Origin of the sequence: Pseudomonas mucidolens, assembly GCF_900106045.1 — a bacterium.
Taxonomy (GTDB): domain Bacteria; phylum Pseudomonadota; class Gammaproteobacteria; order Pseudomonadales; family Pseudomonadaceae; genus Aquipseudomonas; species Aquipseudomonas mucidolens.
In genome coordinates, this window is sequence record NZ_LT629802.1 from 4631427 (window position 1) to 4653525 (window position 22099).

Genomic DNA, 22099 nt, shown 5'->3' on the forward strand with positions numbered 1-22099 from the left:
CCTGTACCCACAGGCGCACGACTTCCATGACTCCAGCCCTTCCGCGAAGACCCCGCTGGCGCAGCCTCGCCTTACTGGCGCTGTGCCTGGCACCGCTGCTATGGCCGCTGGAGCATCTGGCCGAACGCTATTACCGCAGTGAACTGGCCGGACAGAATCGCCAGACCCTGGACCTGTACGTCGCCAACCTGCTGGGCACCCTGCACCGCTACGAAATCCTGCCGCAGATCCTCGGCGACTTGCCGGCCTTGCGCATCGCCCTGAAAACCCCGCAAGTCAGCACCAACCTGGTCAGCGCCAACCAGTTGCTCAAGCAGGTCGCGGCCCAGGCTGGCGTGGAAGTGATGTACCTGATGGACACCAGCGGCAAGACACTGGCGGCCTCGAACTGGGACAAACAGGACAGTTTCGTTGGCCGCAACTTTTCTTTCCGTCCGTACTTCATGGAAGCCATGGACGGGCGCCTGGGACGCTTTTTCGGCCTGGGTACCACGTCGGCCAAGCGCGGCTATTTCTTCGCCGCCGCGGTGCGTGAAGACGAACACGTGATAGGCGTACTGGTGGTCAAGGTCGACCTGGACCACACCGAAAGCCTCTGGGGCCAGACCCCGGAACAACTGTTGGTCAGCGACCATAATGGCGTGGTGATCCTGACCTCGCGCCCTCAATGGCGCTTTCGTGCCACCCGCCCCCTGACCGACGCCGAACGCCAGGCCATCATCGCCATCCAGCCCTACCCCACCCGCAACCCACAGCCGCTGAACCTCAGCGCCAGTGCCTGGCTGCGACAATCCACCGAAATCGCCGAAACCGGCTGGAATGTCTCGATTCTTGCGCCACGCACCCTGATTGATCGACCGGTGCACACGGTGGTTGCCGTCGGTGGGGCGACCTTGCTGGTGCTGATGTTGCTGCTGGGGCTGATGATGCAGCGTCGGCGCCATTACCTTGAGCGCATCGCCTTCGAGGCCAAGGCCAGGCGCGAGTTGGAAATGCGCGTGATCGAGCGTACCAGCGACCTGGAAGGCCTCAACCGGCGTCTCAAGCAGGAAGTGCTGGAGCGCGAGACCGCCCAGCAGGAACTGGTGCGGGCCCAGGATGACTTGGTACAAGCCGGCAAACTGTCGGCGCTGGGTACCATGTCAGCGAGTATCAGCCACGAACTCAACCAGCCACTGGCGGCCATTCGCAGCTACGCGGAAAATGCTGAAATTCTTCTCGATCATCAGCGCAACGACGATGCGCGGGGCAATCTCAAGCTGATCAGCGAACTGACCGGGCGCATGGCCTCGATCATTGCGCATTTGCGAGCCTTTGCCCGTCGCGATCGGCATGCACCGGAAAGCGTGGCGCTGCAACCGGCGCTGGACGATGCCCTGGCATTGCTGGCCAAGCGTCGCCGGGCGATGGAAGTCGAGCTGATTCGCGACTTGCCGGAGGCAACCTTGTGGGTGGAAGCCGGCGAAACCCGGCTGCGCCAGGTGCTGGGCAACCTGCTGGCCAATGCCCTCGACGCGCTGACCGAGAAAGGCCCGCCGCGCAAACTGTGGCTGAGTGCCGAATCCACCGGAGACGGCGTCAACCTGTACATCCGCGACAATGGACCGGGATTCTGCATGGAGGCCTTGGGTCGCGCTAGCGAACCCTTCTACACCACCAAGACCCGTACTCAGGGCCTGGGGTTGGGCCTGGCCATTTGTGACACGCTGATGCGTGCTTTTGGCGGTGAACTGCTGTTCGCTAATCACAAGGAAGGTGGCGCATTGTTAACCTTGAAACTACGTGCCGGAGCACCGGGCGTCAGTTTGCAACCGTCCGAGGACCGCAGCGTATGAGTATCGATAACCAGACTCAGGTGGTGTTGATCGATGACGATCCACACTTGCGTCAGGCCCTGTGCCAGACCCTGGACCTGGCCGGATTGAAAGTCCTGCCGCTTGGCGAAGCAAAAGGCCTCACGGCGCGCCTGTCGCGGGACTGGCCGGGCGTGGTGGTCAGTGATATCCGCATGCCCGGGATGGATGGCCTGGAGTTGCTGGCTGAACTTCACGGCCAGGATGCGGAGCTGCCGGTGCTGCTGATCACCGGTCATGGCGACGTGCCGCTGGCGGTGCAGGCCATGCGCGCCGGCGCCTACGACTTCCTGGAAAAGCCTTTCGCCAGCGACGCCTTGCTCGACAGCGTGCGCCGCGCCCTGGCCCTGCGCCAACTGGTGCTCGACAACCGTAGCCTGCGCCTGGCCTTGAGCGATCGTCAGCAATTGAGCACCCGGCTGGTGGGACAATCTGCGTCGATGCTGCGTCTGCGCGAGCAAATTGGTGCGCTGGCGGCGACCAGGGCCGACGTGCTGATCCTCGGTGAGACCGGCGCGGGCAAGGAAGTGGTGGCGCGCGCGCTGCATGACCTGTCAAACCGTCGCACCGGGCCGTTTGTGGCCATCAATGCGGGCGCCCTGGCCGAATCGGTGGTGGAGAGCGAGCTGTTCGGCCACGAACCTGGAGCGTTTACCGGCGCGCAGAAACGGCGCATCGGCAAGTTCGAATTCGCCAACGGCGGCACGCTGTTCCTCGACGAAATCGAAAGCATGAGCCTGGACGTGCAGGTCAAATTGCTGCGCCTGCTGCAAGAGCGGGTGGTCGAACGCCTGGGCGGCAATCAACTGATCCCGCTGGACATCCGTATCATCGCCGCGACCAAGGAAGACCTGCGCCAGGCTGCCGATCAGGGACGCTTTCGCGCCGACTTGTACTACCGACTCAATGTCGCGCCCCTGCGCATCCCGCCCCTGCGCGAACGTGGCGAAGATGCCTTGATGCTGTTCCAGCACTTCGCCGACGAAGCCAGCAGTCGTCACGGCCTGCCACTACATGAGTTACAGCCGGGTCAGCGGGCGATGCTCTTGCGCCATGACTGGCCAGGCAACGTGCGGGAATTGCAAAACGTTGCCGAACGCTTCGCGCTGGGCCTGGAGTTGGCGCTGGATAACACGCCGAACAGCCCGGCAGCTGGTGCGCCGATGGCGATGGGCGGGCTGAGCGAACAAGTCGAGCACTTCGAAAAAACCTTGATCGCCGCCGAATTGGCGCGTCCCCACAGCTCCGTGCGCAGCCTTGCCGAAGCCCTGGGGGTACCGCGCAAAACCTTGCACGACAAATTGCGCAAACACGGGCTGAGCTTTGCCGACAGCGGCAACCAAAATACCGACGACGAATAACCCTTTCCACCCGCCAAGAGACCACCATGAGCCGCGATAGCCGTTACCTGGAATCCATCCTTCATCACGATATCCCCCTGACCCGGGAGATGGGCCTCAAGGTACTCGGCTGGCAGGATCGGCAGTTACAGTTGCATTTGCCGCTGCAAGCCAACATCAATCACAAAAGCACCATGTTCGGTGGCAGCCTGTATTGTGGCGCGGTACTCGCGGGCTGGGGCTGGCTGCACCTGCAACTGCGTGAAGAGGGGATCGAGGACGGACATATCGTGATTCAAGAGGGTCAGATCAGCTATCCGCTCCCCGTCACCCGCGATGCCACGGTGCTTTGCCAGGCACCGGAGGACAAGGTCTGGAAACGCTTTGTGGCGACGTACAAGCGTTATGGCCGGGCGCGGTTGACGTTGGACACATGGATTGTGAATGAGGGCAGTGAAGAGCAGGCGGTGGCTTTTACCGGCCAATACGTTCTGCACCGCTAAAAGCCACAACACCTGACCAATGTGGGTGGGTTTGCTCCCACATATTGATTTGCATTGCGCTCAAGAACGCGCCAAGGCCAGCAAGCGCTCACGCCAGGCGGCCTTGGCCGGCAAGGCCAGAAAGTAGGGATTCAATAGCGACTCACGCGGCGGATAGCTGAAGGGCCGGCCATTCAACTCCAGCACTTCCCCACCAGCCCCTTCCAGCACACCTTGGGCCGCTGCGGTATCCCACTGTGAAGTCGGCGCCAGCCGCGGATAGCAATCGGCGCTGCCTTCGGCCAGCAGGCAGAACTTCAATGAACTGCCGATATTCGCCAGCTTCAATTCGCCCAGCCCTTCACTCAGCCCGTTCAGCAAACGATCCTGCTCGGGGCTGGTATGGCGACGGCTGGCAACCACCGTAAAGGCCTCGCCCGTTGCCGGAGTCTGACGTACCTGAATCTGCCGGGGTGCTTCATTCAAATCGGAGCGCCACGCACCCAGGCCCGCGCCACCGAAGTAGCAACGACCACTGGTGGGCATCGACACCACGCCGAACACCACGCGGCCCTGTTCGATCAAGGCGATATTGACGGTGAATTCTTCACTGCCGCTGATAAATTCCTTGGTGCCGTCCAACGGGTCCACCAGCCACCAGCGCTGCCAACCGGCACGCACGCTTTGATCGATATCGGCGTCTTCTTCCGACAGCACCGGAATGCTCGAGTCCAGTGTGGTGAGCCCTTCAAGGATCAGGTGATGAGCAGCCAGGTCGGCTGCCGTGACGGGCGAATCATCCGCCTTGGCCGTCACGGCCACGTCGGCACGCCAGTACGGCAGGATGACTTCGCCCGCCTGACGGGCCAGCTCAATCACAGGCGCAATCAACGAATGACCGAGGAACAATTCACTCATGGCTGGAACGCTCCACGCTGAGTCAGCAAGTCACGCACCAGATACAGCGCGGCCAGCGCCCGGCCTTCGCTGAACTGCTCGTTCTGCGCCAACTGCGAGAGTTCGCGCAGGTTGACCCGATCGACCCGCATTGGCTCGGGTTCATCGCCCTCCAGACGTTCCTCGTAGAGGTCCGTGGCCAACACCACCTGGATTTTCTGGCTCATGTAACCAGGGGACAGCGAAAGTTCGGTGAGGTGCTCCAACTGCCGAGCGCCGTAACCGGCTTCTTCCTTGAGCTCCCGGTCTGCCGCCGCCAGAACATCTTCACCCGGCTCGATCAGGCCCTTGGGCAGCGACAGCTCATATTCATCGGTTCCGCCGCAGTACTCTTCCACCAGCAGCGCATGGTCAGCGTCGATCATTGCCACGATCATCACCGCGCCATAACCTGTGCCGCTGCCCACCAACCGCTCGTAGGTTCGTTCCACACCGTTGGAAAAGCGCAGCTGCACCTCCTCCACTCGGAACAAACGGCTACTGGCGACGATTTCGCGGGCGAGGACGGTGGGTTTCTGGCGCATAAACGGCTCCTTGACGTGATCGGGTTACTATACCGTGGCTTTTCCGATTGTCTGTGTCGGATATATTTACTTACTTGCTTGAGAGCTCATCATGCCGTCATTGCCCTGGTCCGATATCGATACCGTCCTGCTGGACATGGACGGCACCTTGCTCGACCTGCACTACGACAACCATTTCTGGATGGAACACTTGCCCCAGCGGTACGCCGAACTGCATGGCGTGAGCCGGGCGATGGCCGAGATGGAGTTGCAGCCGCTGTTCGAGCGTAACGCCGGACAATTGCAATGGTATTGCCTGGACTTCTGGAGCGCCGAGTTGAAGCTCCCGGTGCGCGAACTCAAATTGGAAACGGCTCACCTGATCGCCTTGCGCCCGGACGCCGACACCTTTCTGGCGGCGATCAAACAAGCCGGCAAGCGGGTCATCCTGATAACTAATGCCCACCGCGATTCGCTGTCGTTGAAGTTGGAACGTATCGAACTGGCACCGTATTTCGAGCGGCTGATCAGTTCCCATGATTATGGTTTCGCCAAGGAAAACCCGCAGTTCTGGGACGCCCTGCAAGCAGACATCGACTTCGATCCGGCCCGCAGCCTGTTTATCGACGACACCTTACCGATCTTGCGCAGTGCACGGGATTTTGGCGTGGAGTATTTGCTGGCGGTGCAAGCGCCGGACAGCCACAAGGGGCCGAAGGACACGGCAGAGTTCGCCGCGGTGGGCGATTATCGGGAATTGATCGCAGGGTTAACGTCGTAGGAGCGAGCTTGCTCGCGAAAAACCTCCGGGCAACGCGTTCAGCCAGGCTGTCCGCGTCAGCGTTCACGTCCTTCGCGAGCCAGCTCGCTCCTACAAAAGGGGCAGCTTACTCAGGAATGCGCAGCGTCTGCCCTGGATAGATCTTGTCCGGATGGGACAACATTGGCTTGTTGGCCTCGAAGATTTTGTTGTACTTGTTGGCATCTCCATAATGCTTCTTGGAGATGGCGCTCAGCGTGTCACCCTTCACAACGGTATAGAAGACCGCCGCCACAACCACAGGCCCAGCCACGGTGATCTGGTCATCCACGGTAGCCACGCCGGCAATATTGCCCAGCGCCAGCAAAATTTTCTCTTTTTCTTCCTGAGAAGCGACTTCACCGGTGACCGTTACCTTGTCGCCATCCACCGTGGTCTGCACATTCGGATTCCCCAGACCCACTTTGGCGACGTGATCCTTCAACTGCTCACTTGCGTTCGCGTTACCCGGCGTCAACAGATCAACGATTTTCTCGCCTGCTTCCTTGATAAAACTAAAAAGACTCATAGTGCGCTCTCCTTGGGATTTGATTTCCAGATGCCAAAGACTAGACCAGTCTTAAGGATCTTGGTTCCGACCCGACCAATGACGCAAACGCGCTAGAATCCCCCGGCCGTTGGAATAAGCCCTGGAGCGAAGATGGACATCAAACAACTGAAATTCCTCATCGCCCTCGACGAAACCCGTCACTTCGGCCAGGCAGCGGCGCGTTGCCACATTACCCAACCGACTTTGTCGATGCGCCTGCGCAGCCTGGAAGAAGAGCTGCAACTGCCGTTGGTCAATCGCGGCCAGCGTTTCGAGGGCTTTACCGCACCCGGCGAGCGCGTGCTGGCCTGGGCCCGCACGGTGCTGGCGGCCTATGACGGCCTGCAGGCCGAGGCAGCAGCCTGTCGCGGGAATCTGGTGGGTACGCTGCGCCTGGGCGTGGTGCCACTCTCGAGCTTCGATCCTCTGGCACTGATGCAACAACTGCACAAACAACACCCCAGCCTGCGTTTTGAACTGTCGGCGTTGAGCTCCGAACAGATTCTCGAGCAACTGGCAAGCAATCGCCTGGATCTCGGGGTGTCTTATCTTGAACGTCTGGACGCCGAGCGCTTCGACTCCCTGGCACTCGACGAAACCCGCATGGGCCTGCTGTATGACCAGCGGTTTTTCAACTTCGGCGAAAAGCCCCTGAGCTGGGAAGCGCTGATCGAACTGCCGCTGGGCATGCTCACCAGCGGCATGCACTTTCGCCAGTCCATCGACCACAACTTCCATAGCCGTGGCCTGACGCCGCAACCGTTGTTGCAAACCGATGCCGTCCATCAGCTATTGCAGGCGGTGCATGGCGGCCTGTGTTGCGCGGTGATGCCGCTGGACAGTGGACTCGACGCCCTGACCGAGTACCTGCGCCTGCAGCCCATCGAAGACGCCCAGACGCTGGCCCGCCTGGGGCTGATCATGCGCCGCAGCGCGCCGCGTTCGGCGCTGGCGGAGGCGTGTTTCGCGCTCTATCAAAAATCGCAGCTGGCACCTTGATCGACGCCATCTATCGGCAGATCAGTACTGGCGATTAGACGCGACGGTTTGTCGCGCCTAGTCTTAACACTGACCATGTCGTCGGTGACCCAGCCCCATGAAAGCCCAGCACCCAGCTTGCGCGGTGCCCGCCCTGACAACGCCCGCGCCCGCCGCCAGCCAGGATTATCAGTACTGCAGCCTCGATCATTCGGAATCGGCCAGCACCGCGCTGGCCGAGGAAGTGGCATTGGCGATTGCTTATAACGACATCAGCCAGGCCGTCATGCTGGTAACGCCCACGGATTTGGAAGACTTTATCGTCGGTTTCAGCCTGGGCAGCGGCATCATCGACGACGTCAGCGATATCTACGACCTGCAACTCAGCGGCTCGGGCTCGGCCCAGTATGCTCAGGTGCAGATCTCCAGCCGTGCGTTCTGGAACCTCAAGCAGCAACGTCGGCAATTGGCTGGCACCAGCGGCTGCGGCCTGTGCGGCGTGGAAGCGTTGGAACAGGCGCTGCCGGATTTGAAGGTGCTGCCCGGCGCGCCGTTGCCACCTGCCGCCTGGCTCGATGGCCTGCGCCAGCGCATCAGCGCCTTTCAGCCGCTGGGTCAGTACAGCGGCGCGGTGCATGCCGCGGTGTTTATGAATAACCAGGGCGAACTGCTGCTGGGTCGCGAAGACATTGGTCGGCATAACGCTCTGGATAAACTGATCGGCGCGCTCATCCGACAAAACATTGCCACAGACGGTGGCCTGGCAATTGTCACCAGCCGGTGCAGCCTCGAACTGATCCAGAAAGTCCTGCGCGCCGGCATCCAGACCCTGGTCAGCCTGTCGTCGCCCACCGGCCTGGCCCTGCAATGGGCCCGCCGGCACAACCTCAACCTCATCCACCTGCCGCAGAAAAGTGCGCCGCGGGTCTATAGCCCTGCGATGGAGAACCAAGCGTGAGCACTCATCATCAAGCCGACCAAACCCCGACTCCACGCTACAAGCCCTACAAAGGCCCGGCCGGTGGCTGGGGCGCGCTGATCAGCGTGGCACAGGCCTGGTTGACCAGCGACAACGCGCTGAAAAACCTGCGCATGATGCTCAAGACCAATCAGAACGGCGGCTTCGACTGCCCGGGCTGCGCCTGGGGCGACTCGCCAGAAAGCGGTATGGTCAAGTTTTGTGAAAACGGCGCCAAGGCGGTGAACTGGGAAGCCACCAAACGTCGGGTCGATGCCGCGTTCTTCGCCAAACACAGCGTCAGCTCGCTGCTGGAGCAGAGCGACTACTGGCTGGAATATCAGGGCCGCCTGACGGAGCCAATGAGCTACGACGCCGAGACCGACCGTTACAAACCCATCAGTTGGGAGTCGGCGTTTGACCTGATCGGCAAACATTTGCAAGCGCTGCCAAGCCCGGACATGGCCGAGTTCTACACCTCGGGCCGGGCCAGTAACGAAGCGGCGTACCTGTATCAGTTGTTCGTGCGCGCCTTCGGCACCAACAACTTCCCGGACTGTTCGAACATGTGCCACGAAGCCAGCGGCGTGGCCCTGGCGCAAAGCGTGGGCGTCGGCAAAGGCACCGTGACCTTTGATGATTTCGAACATGCCGACGCGATTTTCGTCTGGGGCCAGAACCCTGGTACCAACCATCCACGGATGCTTGAACCGTTGCGCGAAGCGGTGAAACGCGGTGCTCAGGTGGTGTGTATCAACCCGCTGAAAGAGCGCGGCCTGGAGCGCTTCCAGCATCCGCAACACCCGCTGGAAATGCTTACCAACGGCGACAAACCGACCAACACCGCGTATTTCCGCCCGGCGCTGGGTGGCGATATGGCAATCCTGCGCGGCATGGCCAAGTTTCTGCTGCTGTGGGAGCGCCAGGCGCAGGCAGAGGGTAAGGAAGCGGTCTTCGACCATGACTTCCTCAACGAACACACGACCCATGTCCTCGATTATCTGGGCCGTATCGATGACACCTCCTGGGATGACATCGTTGAACAGTCCGGCCTGCCGCTGGTCGAGATCGAACAGGCCGCGCGCATGTATGCCAAAGGCAAGAACGTGATCATGTGCTGGGCCATGGGCATCACCCAGCACCGGCACTCGGTGCCGACCATCCAGGAAATCGCCAACCTGATGCTGCTGCGCGGCAACATTGGGCGTCCAGGCGCCGGGCTGTGCCCCGTGCGCGGCCACAGCAACGTGCAGGGCGACCGCACCATGGGCATCAACGAACGGCCGCCCGTGGCCTTTCTCGGCGCTCTGGAGCGACGCTTCCAATTCAAGGTGCCCCGTGACAACGGCCACAACGTGGTGGAAGCGATCCACGCCATGCTTGAAGGCCGCGCCAAGGTGTTTATCGCCCTGGGCGGCAACTTCGCCCAAGCCACGCCGGACAGCCCGCGGACCTTCCAGGCCTTGCGCAATTGCGACCTGACCGTTCAGATCAGCACCAAGCTCAACCGCAGCCACCTGGCCCACGGCAAGCAAGCGCTGATCCTGCCGTGCCTGGGCCGTACCGACATTGATGTTCAAGCCGAAGGCCCGCAAGCGGTGACGGTGGAAGACTCGTTCAGCATGGTTCACAGTTCCAATGGCCAACTGCAGCCACTGTCGAAGCAGATGAAGTCGGAACCTGCGATTCTCGCCGGTATCGCCGCCGCGACCCTGGGCAGCAAACCGGTGGACTGGAACTGGCTGGTGGCCGATTACAGCCGCGTCCGCAACCTGATCGCCGAGACCATCCCAGGCTTCAAGGACTTCAATGAGCGGTTGCAGAACCCGGGCGGTTTCTACCTGGGCAACAGTGCGGGTGCCCGCCGCTGGAACACCCCATCAGGTCGCGCCAATTTTCGCGCAAACAGTCTGCCCAAGGACCTGGTTCACGAACGCACCCGCGCCACTGGCCAGTTGCCGGATCTGATCATGCAGTCGATGCGCTCCCATGATCAGTACAACACCACGATTTACGGCCTGGATGATCGCTATCGTGGGGTCAAGGGTCAGCGAGACGTATTGTTCGTCAATGAAGCCGACATCATCCGCTTGGGTTTCAAACCGGGGCAAAAGGCCGATATTGTATCGATCTGGGATGATGGCATTGAGCGGCGGGTCAAGGGCTTTACCTTGCTGGCATTTGATATTCCGGCGGGACAGGCCGCCGCCTATTACCCGGAAGTAAACCCGCTGGTGCCATTGGAAAGCACCGGGGATGGCAGCCATACGCCAACCTCCAAGTTCGTGGCAATCCGCCTGGAGGCGGCCAGCGAGAACGGCTTGATCATGGCGCGCACGGCTTAAAACCGCCTGCATGCTCCAAGACGGCCTCCAGCGACTGAAATCCAGGCGCAAAAAAAGGCCCGTTCAAGGACCGTAATGCTGTTCAGTTAAGGCTTTTTTGTAGGAGCGAGCTTGCTCGCGAAGAACTCATAGGCGCCGTGTTTATCCAGAAAACACGCGTTATCGTTGACGCCTTTCGCGAGCAAGCTTGCTCCTACACTGGTCACTATTTGCTTAAAAGCGGCCGGTCCGAAGTAATTAAAGACCTGCAAAAACGACTTAAGTTCCCTAGTAAAATCAGTAACTTAGATAATTGTATACAACCTGCACCACTGGTCGGATTTCAATTGTCAACGCCTCGCTACAACCTCAGGATCGCGGCGTCATCCTCTTGAGGTTCCCCTATGAAGTTTTCCTCGATTCTCTTGTTGTCCCTGGGCCTGGTCAGTGGCGCAGCCATGGCCGGTGGCACCACCGAAGCCGGTGTAGGCGGCGCATTGGGCGGGGTTTTAGGTTCGGTTGTTGGCCAGCAGCTGGGCGGCAACACCGGCTCGGCCATCGGCGCGGCCCTGGGTGGCGCTGGCGGCAGCGCGGTAGGCGCGGACAAACGCAGCCGGGGCGAAGCAGCCATTGGCGGCGCGCTGGGCGCAGCGGGCGGTAACGTGGTCGGCCGCAGTGTCGGCGGCAGCACCGGCAGCCTGATCGGCGCGGCTGCGGGCGGCGGTGCCGGCGGCGCGCTGGGCAACTACATGGGCAACAAAAGCGATGACGACGACCGTCGTTACCGCGGACGCGATGATCGTCGCTACTACCGTGACGGCCATCGGGGTCGTGGCCATGCCTACGGCCACCGCAAGAACAAACATCATTACCGTCATCGCTGATCCCGCATGAATCCCGCCCTGGCCCTCGGATCGCGCTTGCGCCGCGAGGGCCAGGACCGGGTCTACATGACCAGTTGCTGCAGCGCCTCTCGCAACACGCCCGGGATCGACACCGGCTGGTTCGTCGCCCGATCCACAAACACATGCACAAACCGCCCAGCCGCGCAGGCTTCGTCTTCGCCGGTCTTGAACACCGCCAGTTCATAGCGCACCGAACTGTTGCCCAACTTGTCGACCCGCAGTCCGATGTCGATATGCTCGGGAAAAGCGATCGAGGCGAAATAGTCGCAGGCCGAACTCACCACAAATCCCACCACCTCGCCATCATTGATATCCAGCCCGCCCTTTTCTATCAGGTAGGTATTCACCGCCGTGTCGAAAAAGCTGTAATAGGTGACGTTATTCACATGGCCGTATACGTCGTTGTCGTGCCAGCGCGTAATGATCGGCTGGAAGTGTCGGTAATCGGCACGCTGGGGCGTTGAGTCGGGCATGGCAAGTCTCCTGAAAGTGAATTTACAGCCGGCTCATATGAGCCTCGACCCATTCCCGCACTTCAGCGTAGGGATACGCCTCCAGCGCAGCAAATGCGGGGATGGATCTGGCCTTGAGCCGGGTGAACAACGGCACGCTGATGCCGCATAGAAACCGCGTCATACGCTCAGCGCTGGGCAGGTTGCCAGTGTGCTGATGATGCCTGTGGGTAAAATCCCCGCACAATCCCTCAAAGTCTTTATCCACAAGCGCCGGCAAGTCTGGCGGAGAGGGCAAGTGCGCGACTTGGCCATGGCAGACCGAACAATGCCCGCATTGCATGGGCGCGCTTTCGTCACCGAAATATTCAGCCAGGCGGTAGCCCAGGCAACGCTCGGTGGCAAACAGATCCAGCATCGCGTGAATTCGTGCCACCTCCTTCGTTTCGTGCTGCTTGAAGCCTGCGTATAACTCGACGCTCAAGGCCTGAAGATCAAAGCCGGTGTCCAACAGGCTGTACACCTCGGTCATCTGCTTGCTTTCCAGCTCGATCAAGCCTTGTTCCTGGAAGTAATCCAGGGCCTTCACCACACGGCTGCGCTCGGCCTGATGTTGTTGATAAAGCGTATCGAAATCCACCGTGACCCAGGTCCTCGCACGCTTGCCAGCCTGGATGATGGCTGAGACAAACTGCTGGCGCTCACCGGAAAAGCGTGCCAGCAGCGCCTCGGGCTCCACACGGTATTTGAAACGGTATTCGGCATAATAGGCGTAGCGCGGAGCAATCACGCCCTTGAGTTCCAGCTGCACCAACAAGGTCTTGAGCGGCAGCTCGCGGATATTGCTGAGTTCCGCCAACGGTCTCAACAGGAACTCCCACTGCGCCTCTCCACGGGCCGCCAGCAACTCCTCCAGCACACACCGAATGCCTTGCTGCTCCGGCGTATCACCATAGACAAAGTTTTCCAGCACATTGAGGCTGTCGCGATTTGCCAGCACCAGGCAGTCGGCGTCTTGGCCGTCCCGACCGGCGCGGCCAATTTCCTGGCTGTAATTCTCGATGGACTTCGGTAAATCGAAGTGCACGACATTGCGGATATCGCTCTTGTCGATGCCCATGCCAAACGCAATGGTGGCGACAATGCAATTGGACTGCCCGCCCATGAATCGTTGCTGGATGCCCTCACGCTTTTCGTGGGGCAGACCGGCGTGGTAAGCCTCAGCCTGGATTCCAGCGCGGTTCAAATGTTCGGCAATATGCTCGGCGGTTTTCTGCAGGGTGACGTAGACGATGCTTGGCTGGCCTGCTCGCTCGCGCATCCACTCCACCAGTCTGCGGCGCTTGTCGATACCACTGACCGGCTCCACCAGCAGGTTCAGATTGGGTCGATAAAAACCGGTGGTGACCACATCCTCAGCAGCGATCGAGAACTTCGCCTGCATGTCTGCGATCACCTTGGGCGTGGCGGTGGCGGTCAGCAGCAACGCCTGGGGGATGCGGAACTGGCGCTGGTAATCAGGTAACTTCAGGTAGTCCGGGCGAAAGTTGTGCCCCCATTCAGAGATGCAGTGCGCCTCGTCCACCACCAGCAGCGAGATCGGCACGCTTTGCAGGAAATGTCGAAAACGCTCGTTTTTCAGGCGCTCCACGGAAATCATCAGGATTTTCAACTCGCCGGAACGTGCCCGGGCCATCACGTCATTGGCGTCCTCGCGGCTCTGGGCCGAATCGATACTGCCGGCCGAAATACCGTGGCGCTGTAAAAAACCCAATTGGTCCTGCATCAGCGCCAACAACGGCGACACCACCAACGTCAGGTGTGGCAGCAACACCGCAGGCAATTGGTAACACAAGGACTTGCCCGAACCGGTGGGAAAAATCGCCGCCGCCGAGCGAGCGGCCAGCACGGCGCTGACAGCCGCTTCCTGGCCCGGACGAAACTGTGGATAACCAAAGACCTGCTGGAGGGTGTTGTGCATAAGCTGTCACTCCATTGACCGCTGAACAGGCTCAAAACATAGCCCGGTATTTTCAGCGAATCGAGAAAGGTCGCCAGAAAAAAAGAGACCGGATGATACACAGGACGCGGAGTGGCAGCGGGCCAAACCGACAGGATCCGACGGGTGTTGTGGGCAAAGACAACAGCGTGTGACGGTGGAATCCAGAGACTTACCGCAACGCGATACTGAGGTCCACCAGCGCGCCCGAGGAATAACTGCGCTTGATAAAGTTATCGACCAGGCAAGTGATACGCAGCAGATTCGTGGCATCCGGCAGCTCGATCAACGGATTATCCGACCGCTGATTGAATGCCTTGCGCACCACCAAGGTTGCGCCAGTGTTGCCATCGGTCAGTAACAGGTCGTCATCACTTCGGGACACCAGAATAGCCTTCGAGTCAGTCATCGACAGCTGTATTCGATTCAACACCGAGGCTGGATGATTGTGGTCAAGGATCACGGTGCGATAGTGCGCCCAGACCTCCGCTCCGAGCGTGTAAAAATTGATACCGGCATTCCCGCACAGGATCAAGTTGTCGACCCCGGCAAGAATGAGTGGGGTGACGTCGTTTTGGGTAATTTGCAGCGATAAAGTTGCGCCGAAACGCTTCACAGCTGTGAACTCGGCCAACAACCGCGGAGCTTTTTCCGTGATCCGGTAGAGCGCTTGATTCGTCGAGCAATACACATAAGCCGCCGCCTGCCCAACGGCGACGCCCAGGAAGCGCAGGTTATCCGCGGCGTGAATGCCACGACTCGAGAATACCTGGCCACTGTCGACATCGAACCAGCCTTGCGCGCCATCGCCCAGCAAGGTCAAGACACCTTTGGCATCCCACTGCCTGGCAAGTGCTGCAAGTGCTTCAGGTAACCGGTAGCGGTTCTTCACTTGCGCCTCGGCATCAAACGCCAGCCACTGCCACCAAGCGTTGTACGTCTGCCTGTCCTGCTGCCACTGTGCATCGACAGCAACCAGTTGTAACGCCCCGTTGGGAGTGCGCAGCAGCACCTCCCCGTTGACCGTAACCAGACGTATCCCCGCATCCACCTGTTCTGCTGACTTGAAACGCTGCCCTGGGGCTGACTCGGTGGCCACGGGAATGGGCGCCGAGGCTTTGAGTCGCGCATCCGTCCCAAACGCAACTGCGAGTTCATTCGCAGTCATGGACCGCTGGAGATATAACGTGCCACTCGCGGGCTCAAAGAGCCGGGCCGTCGTGTCATCCGCCTCAAAGCCAAGGAACTGCAAGGTTTTATCTTGCAGAAATGCCGAAGCCACGACCACCTGAGCGTTGTGGAACCACACCGGCAGCGCACCCTTGCCAGTCGCGTCCTTGACCCCGAATACAGCCAACGTTGCACGCCCCTCGGCGACACAGGCGAGGTCTTGCCACCAGCTAACACGTCCCTGGAGCCAATGCTCATTGACGGCTTCGTAACTGAGTTGCCCCAGCGCATTGAGTCGGGCCACACGTCCATCTTCGGTGATGACGATCAAGTGACCGCTGATGTTGAGCACATTCGCCAGGATCGGGGTGGTTACCCGCGATGCCGTGGGGCGCTCGTCATCCATTGAAGCTGGCCCGGGGCCCTTTTGCCGGAATAGCGCCTTTTGTACCTTGCTGTAGAAAAAGAACACTTCCCCTCCATCGGGGAGGAGCATGTTGCCTGCCAACACCAGATCGTCGGGGATCGGCCAAGCGCTGTGCGTTTGTTCAGCCGCGTCAAACTGCCGGGGATCAGTCGCGGGGGGCTCAAGATTCGGTTTGATCACAAGGTCGCTGGGGGTACGAACCCAATAGCGGTGATCCACGCCGGCATCATCTGTGCCGTGGATCATCATTAATTCTGCCTTGGTCGGCTCAATCAATCGGCCCAGCGTATGGGTTGGAACACCTGACTTTAAGCCTGGAAAAATATTAGCGGTGTTGGACTGCCACAATGAACGCAGCAGGAAGTCGTGTCCCGTCGTGCGAAGCAACTCCATTTGAGTCCCATGGATCTTGTAGACGGACTCGCTCTGCGGCTTGCCGTTCGCCGGATGACGATGGGCGAGATAGATCGCGTCGCCCTGTTGCCATAGTCGAAGGGACTGAGATTCATGCCGGCCGAGAAATGGATTGAACTGCCCTTCCACCTGGCCGGTGGCGATGATTACCCGCCACGCGATGGCATGCTCGGCGTTGTAGAAATAGGCGTGCTCATTTGTCACCGCCCCCAGGCGAGCATGCTTGGCCAGCTCCTCGCAAGTATCGGTGAACAGCATCCGGTTCCTGGCCACGTCGTAGAACGCGCGGCCAACACTGCGATCGTTGTGCCTGTAGTTCTCGACCAGCACAAACTGCCCCTGCAACCGATGCGCCTTGGCCAAGTCCTGTAAGTGCTGCTCGATAGACAGTCCAGGAGCCGGCCACTGGCTGGCGTCGATGCGTTCGACCTGGGTGGTTTTAGTCGCGAAGTTAACCTTGAGCTGTTCGCGGTCATGCTGGACGAGGCGAATATCATCAACATGCGCAGGAGCAATATCGACCAGAACGCCACCGATCATCAGCCGGTAATACAGCACTTCGTCGCCATCGGGATCACACAGCGAGTCCATGAAGCTGATGACGTCACGCTCTAGCTGGCGGGTAATAATTATCCAAGTCGAAGGTGTACTTTTTTCTATGCGTACGTGCGCGCCCTCGTTGAGTTCAATCTGGTAGACACCGCCACCTCCCGTGAACCTGTAGTTGAGGTAGCCATATAATTCCGTGGGTAATGTCGGCACCAGCAACTGCCGATCAGTCTTGTCGAGCACCACGGCAATGGTGGTCTTGACGTACTCATGATGGATCCTGCGAATTATCTGCTCGCCAGGAAAGACGTAGAACGCGAAAGAGAACTTATCGCTCTGAAGTCTGCGGATGACATCAAACCCCATATCGTGGCGATCCGTGGCAAAAGGCAGCAACCCGTAATCATGCGAAATATAGGATTTGGGAGTACTGGGAAGAATAACCAGCCTGGCTTCACGCTGCGCAATCGGCTGGCAGCCAACGCCATAACCAATCCCGCTGCGCACCTCAATGGCGTGATCACGCTCGAGGTCGATCTGTGGAAGATCGCCAATCCATGTGTAGTGGGTGCTGTAGATATATTGGCTAGCAAATTCGATCTGGCCTTTGCCAAGGTCAAGACGCTGAACCACTGCACCGGCCAGGGGCACCAGTGCATCCTGGCTGGCCTCGTAGCGATAGCCGTGGTTTTTATAGGCGGTGTCGACCATCTCGAAGTAGCAACCCACCGCCTTGGCATCCTCGGCCACGGCACCGAAAGCCTGTGCCAGCGCCGTGAAACCCACGCCCAGTCCGCCCAGAATAACGCCACCGCCAGAAAACATGGTCGCGAGCGTGGAGGCCTCCATCAGTCCAGCGGTCACTCCCACGCTGCTTGTCACCAAGCTCGCGGCGTCAAATGCCAACTGGGTGCCAAACACCGCCTTCTGTGTCTCATTCTCGGCATAGGCCAATTCGTAAGCGTCTATCCCTACCATCACCTCGCCAAACAACACCCCGACACCTTCGTTAAGGGTGCGCCCCAAGGCCGAAACAAAACGGCCGGCGATCACCTCCTCGTTGCGTAACGCCGTGCTGACCTGCTCGATGACCTGGGATACATCCTGTACTGCTCCATGCACCATCTGGGTGGAATTAACGTAGCCGTGAAGCTTGAGCAAGGTGGCAAGTTCAGGCGAGGAACGCGTGTTTCGCGCTTCTTTGCGATGCTTGTCGGCGAACCACTGAATCAGTGCCTGCACCGCAAACCCGGCATTTAAGCCATCAAACGGAGCCGTCGCCGCCACGCCACCCTCAGGTCTGAACGGCTCGCCCTTTAGCGAAAAATGTTGATCCAGAGTCTGCAGATGCTGATCAACAAAACCGCGGTACTTAAGGCACGTGGCATCACGGGTTTCTACCCAGCGGGTTTTTCCAGGCTGATTGCGATCGATAAATTGAACCCGGAAACGGCCGTCGCCGAGATCCTGGGTATTATCGATCACCAGCACCCAGCGCTCGCTCAGACTCGCGCTATTCGCCAGAACGGTACTGGCAGCATAGAACCGTGCTCCCCAGCGTTCGGCATCCAAGGTTGCCAGCGCCGTACGCAGTTGCAGATCCTCCGCGATTCGCACGTGCGTGTTGACTGCCTGTTCGGCCTGCGAACGTACGTCACTGACACGTTCCAACGCCTCGGACTGACTCAGGTCGGCCACGTTTAGACCGAGGCCTACCGGTACCTCGGCCATCGCGCGAGTATCTATCTCGATCAGGTTGAAGGCCGGTGCTGATTGACTGCCAAACGCGCCGTAATAGGCGGCCAGCCCGCGCGTCACTAGATAGTGCTGCATTGCACCGGCCAGAGCGGCGGCGGCGCCGAAGGCAAAAATCCCGACATTCGGGTCATAGAAATAGTAACGCGATACCTCATCTGTAACGACGCTCCCGAGCAGCATCGCGTGCCAGCGGGTATTGAGTGCGAACATTGAGGTCTGCGTGGTTTTTTGCAGCCGTGACAGCACCTCATCCAGTACGAATTGCCCTAACTGGGTTGACGCCTGAACGGCATGAACATTGGAGTGCAATGTGCTCAGCGTGTCTTTGAGCAGCATCGAGTTACGCGCCTGTGGATCGGCTGTCGCCACCTGTAGCCTCTCCACCAAACGATCAACACCCTGCTGACCGCCACACCCCAGTGCAACGGCCATGGCCCGGACCAACGGATAACAACGGCCACCGGATTGATCTGCAACCCGCAACAGAAAAAAATCCTGCACTACCAAGCGCTGAAAATCGCTGCCCGCGCGCCGAAAGTCATCGCTGTACAGCTCCACACGATTCAGAACCTTATGGAGGTACTCGTTATTTGTCTGGGCGATCTCGTAAAGCTCAGCCAGGCTTGTGGTGTGCACCGGCGCCAAGTTCTGACTGGGGGACTCGTCAATGCGCAATACGCCTATCGTTCCCTCTTTGGTCTTGATCTGCTGCCATAACCAAAGATGCTCGACGTCGCGCACTTCTCTCAACAGCGTATGAAACTGCGCCTTGTAGTACTCATGAGTTAAGTTCAGCTGCCTTATTTTTTCATCATTGATGGCGCTGCTTCGCTGTTTAGAGAGCAGATATTTGTCGGCTATTATTTTGTCGATATCCGCTGCGACTTTAGCCTCCAGCTCTTTTCGCAGGCGAATCCAGGCAGCAATTGCCGGGCTCTCATAGGAGAATCCGCCGCCTATATACAGGCCGTCCGCAACCCCTTCGACCGACACACCAAACTGGGTAGCCGCTTTCTTCAGTCGTTCGTGAACCTGTTTGCGGTAGGCCGCGAATTCAGCCTGGTTATGCTTCACCGTTTGATCGTTGGCGCGATACGTGGAAAGCGCTTGCGCCACGCCACGCCGCTTCAACCGTATGCCGCCTTTACTGTCGCGTTCAAAATCATGGCGTTGAAGCACCATCTGCCATTCACCCTCGACGTACTGCATGCAAACCACGGCAAGGGCCAAGATGCTGCCCGGTATTCGATAGTCCTTATAATCGACCGCCATCGCTACATTGTCGTAAAGCAGAGAGCTGTTGGTGCGACCGTCGTGATAAACCCGATAAGTAGTGGGATCAAGATCGGTCACTATCACCGAGCAACCTGACAACGCTCCGGTGAAAAGGAAGCGCCCCTCCACCGCCCGTTTTGGAATATCCACATAGGCAGGCATTGCATTAGCTTGGTTGGCGCCGTTGTAGCCAAGAAAATACGCCGGCACGCTGCTTGGACCGGCGGCGGATGTGTGCTTGCTCAAGTCGATATATTCGACCTCGTACAACTGCGGGCCAACCTCCACCAAGCGCGCATGCCCTTGCGCGGGTAGTCTCCCGGGCTTGCCCAGATGTTCGGTACTGAGGGTATTGGATAGGGCAAATTGCGTGGGATCGGCGGCGAACCGCCGGGTCCCGTCGCTGCTTCCTTGGACGCCGGGCTCCCCCGCCACAGACAGCACGCCACCCTTGATCTCGCGATCCCCTATTGCTTGCGCGATCCACGCCAGGTTTTGCACGGCGCATGCCGCGGCTGCAAACGCTTCGGCAACGCCTTTTTGATCGAGGTGTTGATAAGCAAGTTCGGAGCAGCGGTTGTTGCGATCAAGTGTGCTCTGCGTAGTGCTAACCGCCATGGTGTGCTATCCGTGAAAGAGATCTGATTATCAGGTCAAGGAATTGAGGTCCTTCAAGGCTGTAAAGCCTGATGACGTAACCTGAAGGCGCCGGACGGGGGCAAGTGATCAACGCCCACGGCACGGTAAGCTCCACAACGCTCGACGGAGATATAGGTATTTATCTCTGCACAGAACTTTCTTGAAAACCAAGCGTTCGACCCGAGCAGGGACGGCGCGCCGAAGCGGCGGGAGAAAACGGGAGTTATCCGCGATAGCGCAGGAAACCCCTGTAAGAAACCACACCCCGCCGCGCCATCCTCTTCCTAAATTGCCTCCAACTCTCTCTACCGCTCTTTAGCCTGAACCGTTGTTCAGCGGAGACTGGCGCCCCTCACACACGCCTTGGCAAACAGCCGTGAATCTCGAAAGGACTCAATACATCGGCCATTACGGCGTCACGTTTATCGTGATTCGTTTCACGGTGGTTCCCAGCAACCGGCAGGCACTCGCCACCCTGTGCTTGTTAGAAGCCAATGCATCTGCTCCGGAGGTTCGGCTCCGGCTTTTGAATTTGTACGAAAAGATGCTCGCTCAAGATCTGCCGTGCATCATGACAGTGGCAATTTCAAAACCACTGTCCAGGAAACAGGCGCAGAGCTTGAACAGCCGCAATAACATCATCAAGGAAGTCATTTCAGGCGCAGTTGCAGCCCCAGTCGGGATCATTTCCAGTAAAGCAGAATCAATGGTCGAAAATGCTATCAGCGATTTGATATCCCGCCGGATCCGCAACTTCCATAACGCCGACGTCATCATCGGCCTAGATGCTCAGGTCCACGGCGGCATCGGGCCTCAACACTCAAGCGTATCAATGCACGTGTACTCAAATGAGTCATAGTCAGATGCTTTACCTGCAGTCGGCGATATTTTTCGCCGTTTACCTATTGCTGCATTACAAAATAACCGACCGCACGCTGAGAAAGCGTTTCGCTGTCACGCTCAGCGTAACCGGCTTTATCCTGACACTCTGGCTACCCTACGTGGCCATAATTCTCGGCATTCAACTGCTTCCCCTCGCCCTGTTCTTGATAGGCTTGGTACTCTTGGTCTCCCGCAAAAAATACCGCCCAAGACGCGACAGCCTCCCACATCCACTCCTGCGTGCACCCACCATGAATCTGGCCCCCGATTTCCCCGAAGACGCCGCCATGCAGCAGCTCCTGCAACTGCTGCACGAAGAAGTCGGCTTGCCCAAGCACAAAACTATCCGCCTGGACACCTCGCTCAACTTTGACCTGGGTTGCGACCGCACGGAGGCCAAGCAGTTGATGGAAGCGCTGGAGCAGGACTTTGCTGTCGACCTGAGCGACTATGACGCTTATCGTTACTTCAACCCGCCCGTCTTCGACGTGTTCCAGAAACACCGCGCCAAGGGCCGCGGTGAAAAAGTCCCGCTGACCATCGGCATGCTGTATCTGGCCATACAGTCCCAGAGCTGGGACACGCAGAAACTGGAAAACACCTGACAACAAAGACCGTACATGGACGTATTAATGCCTGCTGTCCCGCACTCGGCCCGGTCAGCATGCTCTGGTGGGTTTATGTGTACGGGAATACGTCCATTATTGATGGTCTTGAAAGTCAAAGACTGACTGAAAATCCCGTCGCTGAAAAACTGCACACGCTGACCGGCGCTAGCCTGATGAACCTCGGAGGAGGCTCGGCCTTTTCGTGGGCGGCGGCGGTGTTTTTGCTTCAAGTGGGCTGATCCCCCACGCACAAAAAAGCCGCCCACAAGGGGCGGCT

16 protein-coding genes and 1 pseudogene are annotated in these 22099 nt (G+C 59.1%); 11 read left to right on the forward strand and 6 right to left on the reverse strand.

Translation table 11 applies throughout. The features are described 5' to 3' along the window. Positions 1–26 precede the first annotated feature (26 nt). The 3 genes from BLU75_RS21335 to BLU75_RS21345 are packed head-to-tail and all read left to right on the forward strand — an operon-like array spanning position 27 to position 3696. Complete coding sequence (locus BLU75_RS21335; RefSeq protein ID WP_084380992.1) at positions 27–1835, forward strand: sensor histidine kinase; 1809 nt, start codon at positions 27–29, stop codon at positions 1833–1835. Then, entirely contained in the window at positions 1832–3214 is a 1383-nt protein-coding gene (locus BLU75_RS21340; RefSeq protein WP_084380993.1) for a sigma-54-dependent transcriptional regulator, read from the forward strand. The genes BLU75_RS21335 and BLU75_RS21340 overlap by 4 nt, the downstream gene beginning before the upstream one ends. A gap of 26 nt (positions 3215–3240) precedes the next feature. Then, positions 3241–3696, forward strand: coding sequence for a thioesterase domain-containing protein (locus BLU75_RS21345; protein ID WP_084380994.1), 456 nt, complete (start codon positions 3241–3243; stop codon positions 3694–3696). A gap of 60 nt (positions 3697–3756) precedes the next feature. Here the strand turns inward: BLU75_RS21345 and cysQ are convergent, their stop codons facing one another. Beyond that, positions 3757–4593 (reverse strand): 3'(2'),5'-bisphosphate nucleotidase CysQ, encoded by an 837-nt coding sequence (cysQ, locus tag BLU75_RS21350; RefSeq protein ID WP_084380995.1) that lies wholly within the window; start codon positions 4591–4593, stop codon positions 3757–3759. Beyond that, positions 4590–5156 (reverse strand): ADP compounds hydrolase NudE, encoded by a 567-nt coding sequence (gene nudE / locus BLU75_RS21355; RefSeq protein WP_084380996.1) that lies wholly within the window; start codon positions 5154–5156, stop codon positions 4590–4592. The genes cysQ and nudE overlap by 4 nt, the downstream gene beginning before the upstream one ends. Before the next feature lie 91 nt (positions 5157–5247). Here nudE and yrfG point away from each other — a divergent pair, with 91 nt between their 5' ends. Further along, entirely contained in the window at positions 5248–5916 is a 669-nt protein-coding gene (gene yrfG, locus BLU75_RS21360) for a GMP/IMP nucleotidase (protein ID WP_084380997.1), read from the forward strand. Positions 5917–6022: 106 nt separating this feature from the next. Here yrfG and lysM read toward each other — a convergent pair whose 3' ends face one another. Continuing rightward, positions 6023–6463: a peptidoglycan-binding protein LysM gene (lysM, locus tag BLU75_RS21365; RefSeq protein WP_084380998.1), complete on the reverse strand. Its 441-nt coding sequence runs from the start codon at positions 6461–6463 to the stop codon at positions 6023–6025. 132 nt (positions 6464–6595) lie between these two features. Here lysM and BLU75_RS21370 point away from each other — a divergent pair, with 132 nt between their 5' ends. The 4 genes from BLU75_RS21370 (at position 6596) to BLU75_RS21385 (ending at position 11628) form a co-directional block, all read left to right on the forward strand. Next, a complete protein-coding gene (locus BLU75_RS21370; RefSeq protein WP_084380999.1) occupies positions 6596–7483 on the forward strand; it encodes a LysR family transcriptional regulator in 888 nt (295 codons plus the stop codon). Between the two features lie 97 nt (positions 7484–7580). Further along, a complete protein-coding gene (gene fdhD, locus BLU75_RS21375; RefSeq protein ID WP_084381000.1) occupies positions 7581–8420 on the forward strand; it encodes a formate dehydrogenase accessory sulfurtransferase FdhD in 840 nt (279 codons plus the stop codon). Further along, the gene (locus BLU75_RS21380) at positions 8417–10765 is read left to right on the forward strand and encodes an FdhF/YdeP family oxidoreductase (protein WP_084381001.1); all 2349 of its coding nucleotides are present in this window, start codon (positions 8417–8419) and stop codon (positions 10763–10765) included. Before fdhD ends, BLU75_RS21380 begins: the two co-directional genes overlap by 4 nt. 383 nt (positions 10766–11148) lie before the next feature. Beyond that, a complete protein-coding gene (locus BLU75_RS21385) occupies positions 11149–11628 on the forward strand; it encodes a glycine zipper domain-containing protein (RefSeq protein ID WP_084381002.1) in 480 nt (159 codons plus the stop codon). Positions 11629–11690: 62 nt separating this feature from the next. Here BLU75_RS21385 and BLU75_RS21390 read toward each other — a convergent pair whose 3' ends face one another. The 3 genes from BLU75_RS21390 to BLU75_RS21400 all read right to left on the reverse strand — a co-directional run bounded on the left by BLU75_RS21390 (position 11691) and on the right by BLU75_RS21400 (position 20311). Beyond that, positions 11691–12122 carry an acyl-CoA thioesterase gene (locus tag BLU75_RS21390; protein WP_084381003.1) on the reverse strand — a complete coding sequence of 144 codons (432 nt, stop codon included), beginning with the start codon at positions 12120–12122 and terminating at the stop codon, positions 11691–11693. 22 nt (positions 12123–12144) lie between these two features. Continuing rightward, on the reverse strand, positions 12145–14082 hold the full coding sequence (locus BLU75_RS21395) for a RecQ family ATP-dependent DNA helicase (protein ID WP_084381004.1): 1938 nt from the start codon (positions 14080–14082) through the stop codon (positions 12145–12147). Between the two features lie 190 nt (positions 14083–14272). Beyond that, positions 14273–20311: a TcdA/TcdB pore-forming domain-containing protein gene (locus BLU75_RS21400; RefSeq protein ID WP_090221554.1), complete on the reverse strand. Its 6039-nt coding sequence runs from the start codon at positions 20309–20311 to the stop codon at positions 14273–14275. A 397-nt stretch (positions 20312–20708) separates the two neighbouring features. Between BLU75_RS21400 and BLU75_RS21405 the strand changes: the two genes are divergently transcribed. The 3 genes and pseudogenes from BLU75_RS21405 to BLU75_RS27380 form a co-directional block, all read left to right on the forward strand. Then, entirely contained in the window at positions 20709–21191 is a 483-nt protein-coding gene (locus BLU75_RS21405; protein ID WP_084381007.1) for a hypothetical protein, read from the forward strand. Between the two features lie 274 nt (positions 21192–21465). Beyond that, positions 21466–21819 (forward strand): DUF1493 family protein, encoded by a 354-nt coding sequence (locus BLU75_RS21410; protein ID WP_084381019.1) that lies wholly within the window; start codon positions 21466–21468, stop codon positions 21817–21819. A 38-nt stretch (positions 21820–21857) separates the two neighbouring features. Beyond that, positions 21858–22034: pseudogene (locus tag BLU75_RS27380) on the forward strand (EamA family transporter); the annotation flags it as partial. Positions 22035–22099 lie beyond the last annotated feature (65 nt).

Coding starts and splice junctions, on each gene's coding strand:
- BLU75_RS21335 (WP_084380992.1), top strand. CDS start 27: ATGACTCCAGCCCTTCCGCGAAGACCCCGCTGGCGCAGCCTCGCCTTA.
- BLU75_RS21340 (WP_084380993.1), top strand. CDS start 1,832: ATGAGTATCGATAACCAGACTCAGGTGGTGTTGATCGATGACGATCCA.
- BLU75_RS21345 (WP_084380994.1), top strand. CDS start 3,241: ATGAGCCGCGATAGCCGTTACCTGGAATCCATCCTTCATCACGATATC.
- cysQ (WP_084380995.1), bottom strand. CDS start 4,593: ATGAGTGAATTGTTCCTCGGTCATTCGTTGATTGCGCCTGTGATTGAG.
- nudE (WP_084380996.1), bottom strand. CDS start 5,156: ATGCGCCAGAAACCCACCGTCCTCGCCCGCGAAATCGTCGCCAGTAGC.
- yrfG (WP_084380997.1), top strand. CDS start 5,248: ATGCCGTCATTGCCCTGGTCCGATATCGATACCGTCCTGCTGGACATG.
- lysM (WP_084380998.1), bottom strand. CDS start 6,463: ATGAGTCTTTTTAGTTTTATCAAGGAAGCAGGCGAGAAAATCGTTGAT.
- BLU75_RS21370 (WP_084380999.1), top strand. CDS start 6,596: ATGGACATCAAACAACTGAAATTCCTCATCGCCCTCGACGAAACCCGT.
- fdhD (WP_084381000.1), top strand. CDS start 7,581: ATGAAAGCCCAGCACCCAGCTTGCGCGGTGCCCGCCCTGACAACGCCC.
- BLU75_RS21385 (WP_084381002.1), top strand. CDS start 11,149: ATGAAGTTTTCCTCGATTCTCTTGTTGTCCCTGGGCCTGGTCAGTGGC.
- BLU75_RS21390 (WP_084381003.1), bottom strand. CDS start 12,122: ATGCCCGACTCAACGCCCCAGCGTGCCGATTACCGACACTTCCAGCCG.
- BLU75_RS21395 (WP_084381004.1), bottom strand. CDS start 14,082: ATGCACAACACCCTCCAGCAGGTCTTTGGTTATCCACAGTTTCGTCCG.
- BLU75_RS21400 (WP_090221554.1), bottom strand. CDS start 20,311: ATGGCGGTTAGCACTACGCAGAGCACACTTGATCGCAACAACCGCTGC.
- BLU75_RS21410 (WP_084381019.1), top strand. CDS start 21,466: ATGAATCTGGCCCCCGATTTCCCCGAAGACGCCGCCATGCAGCAGCTC.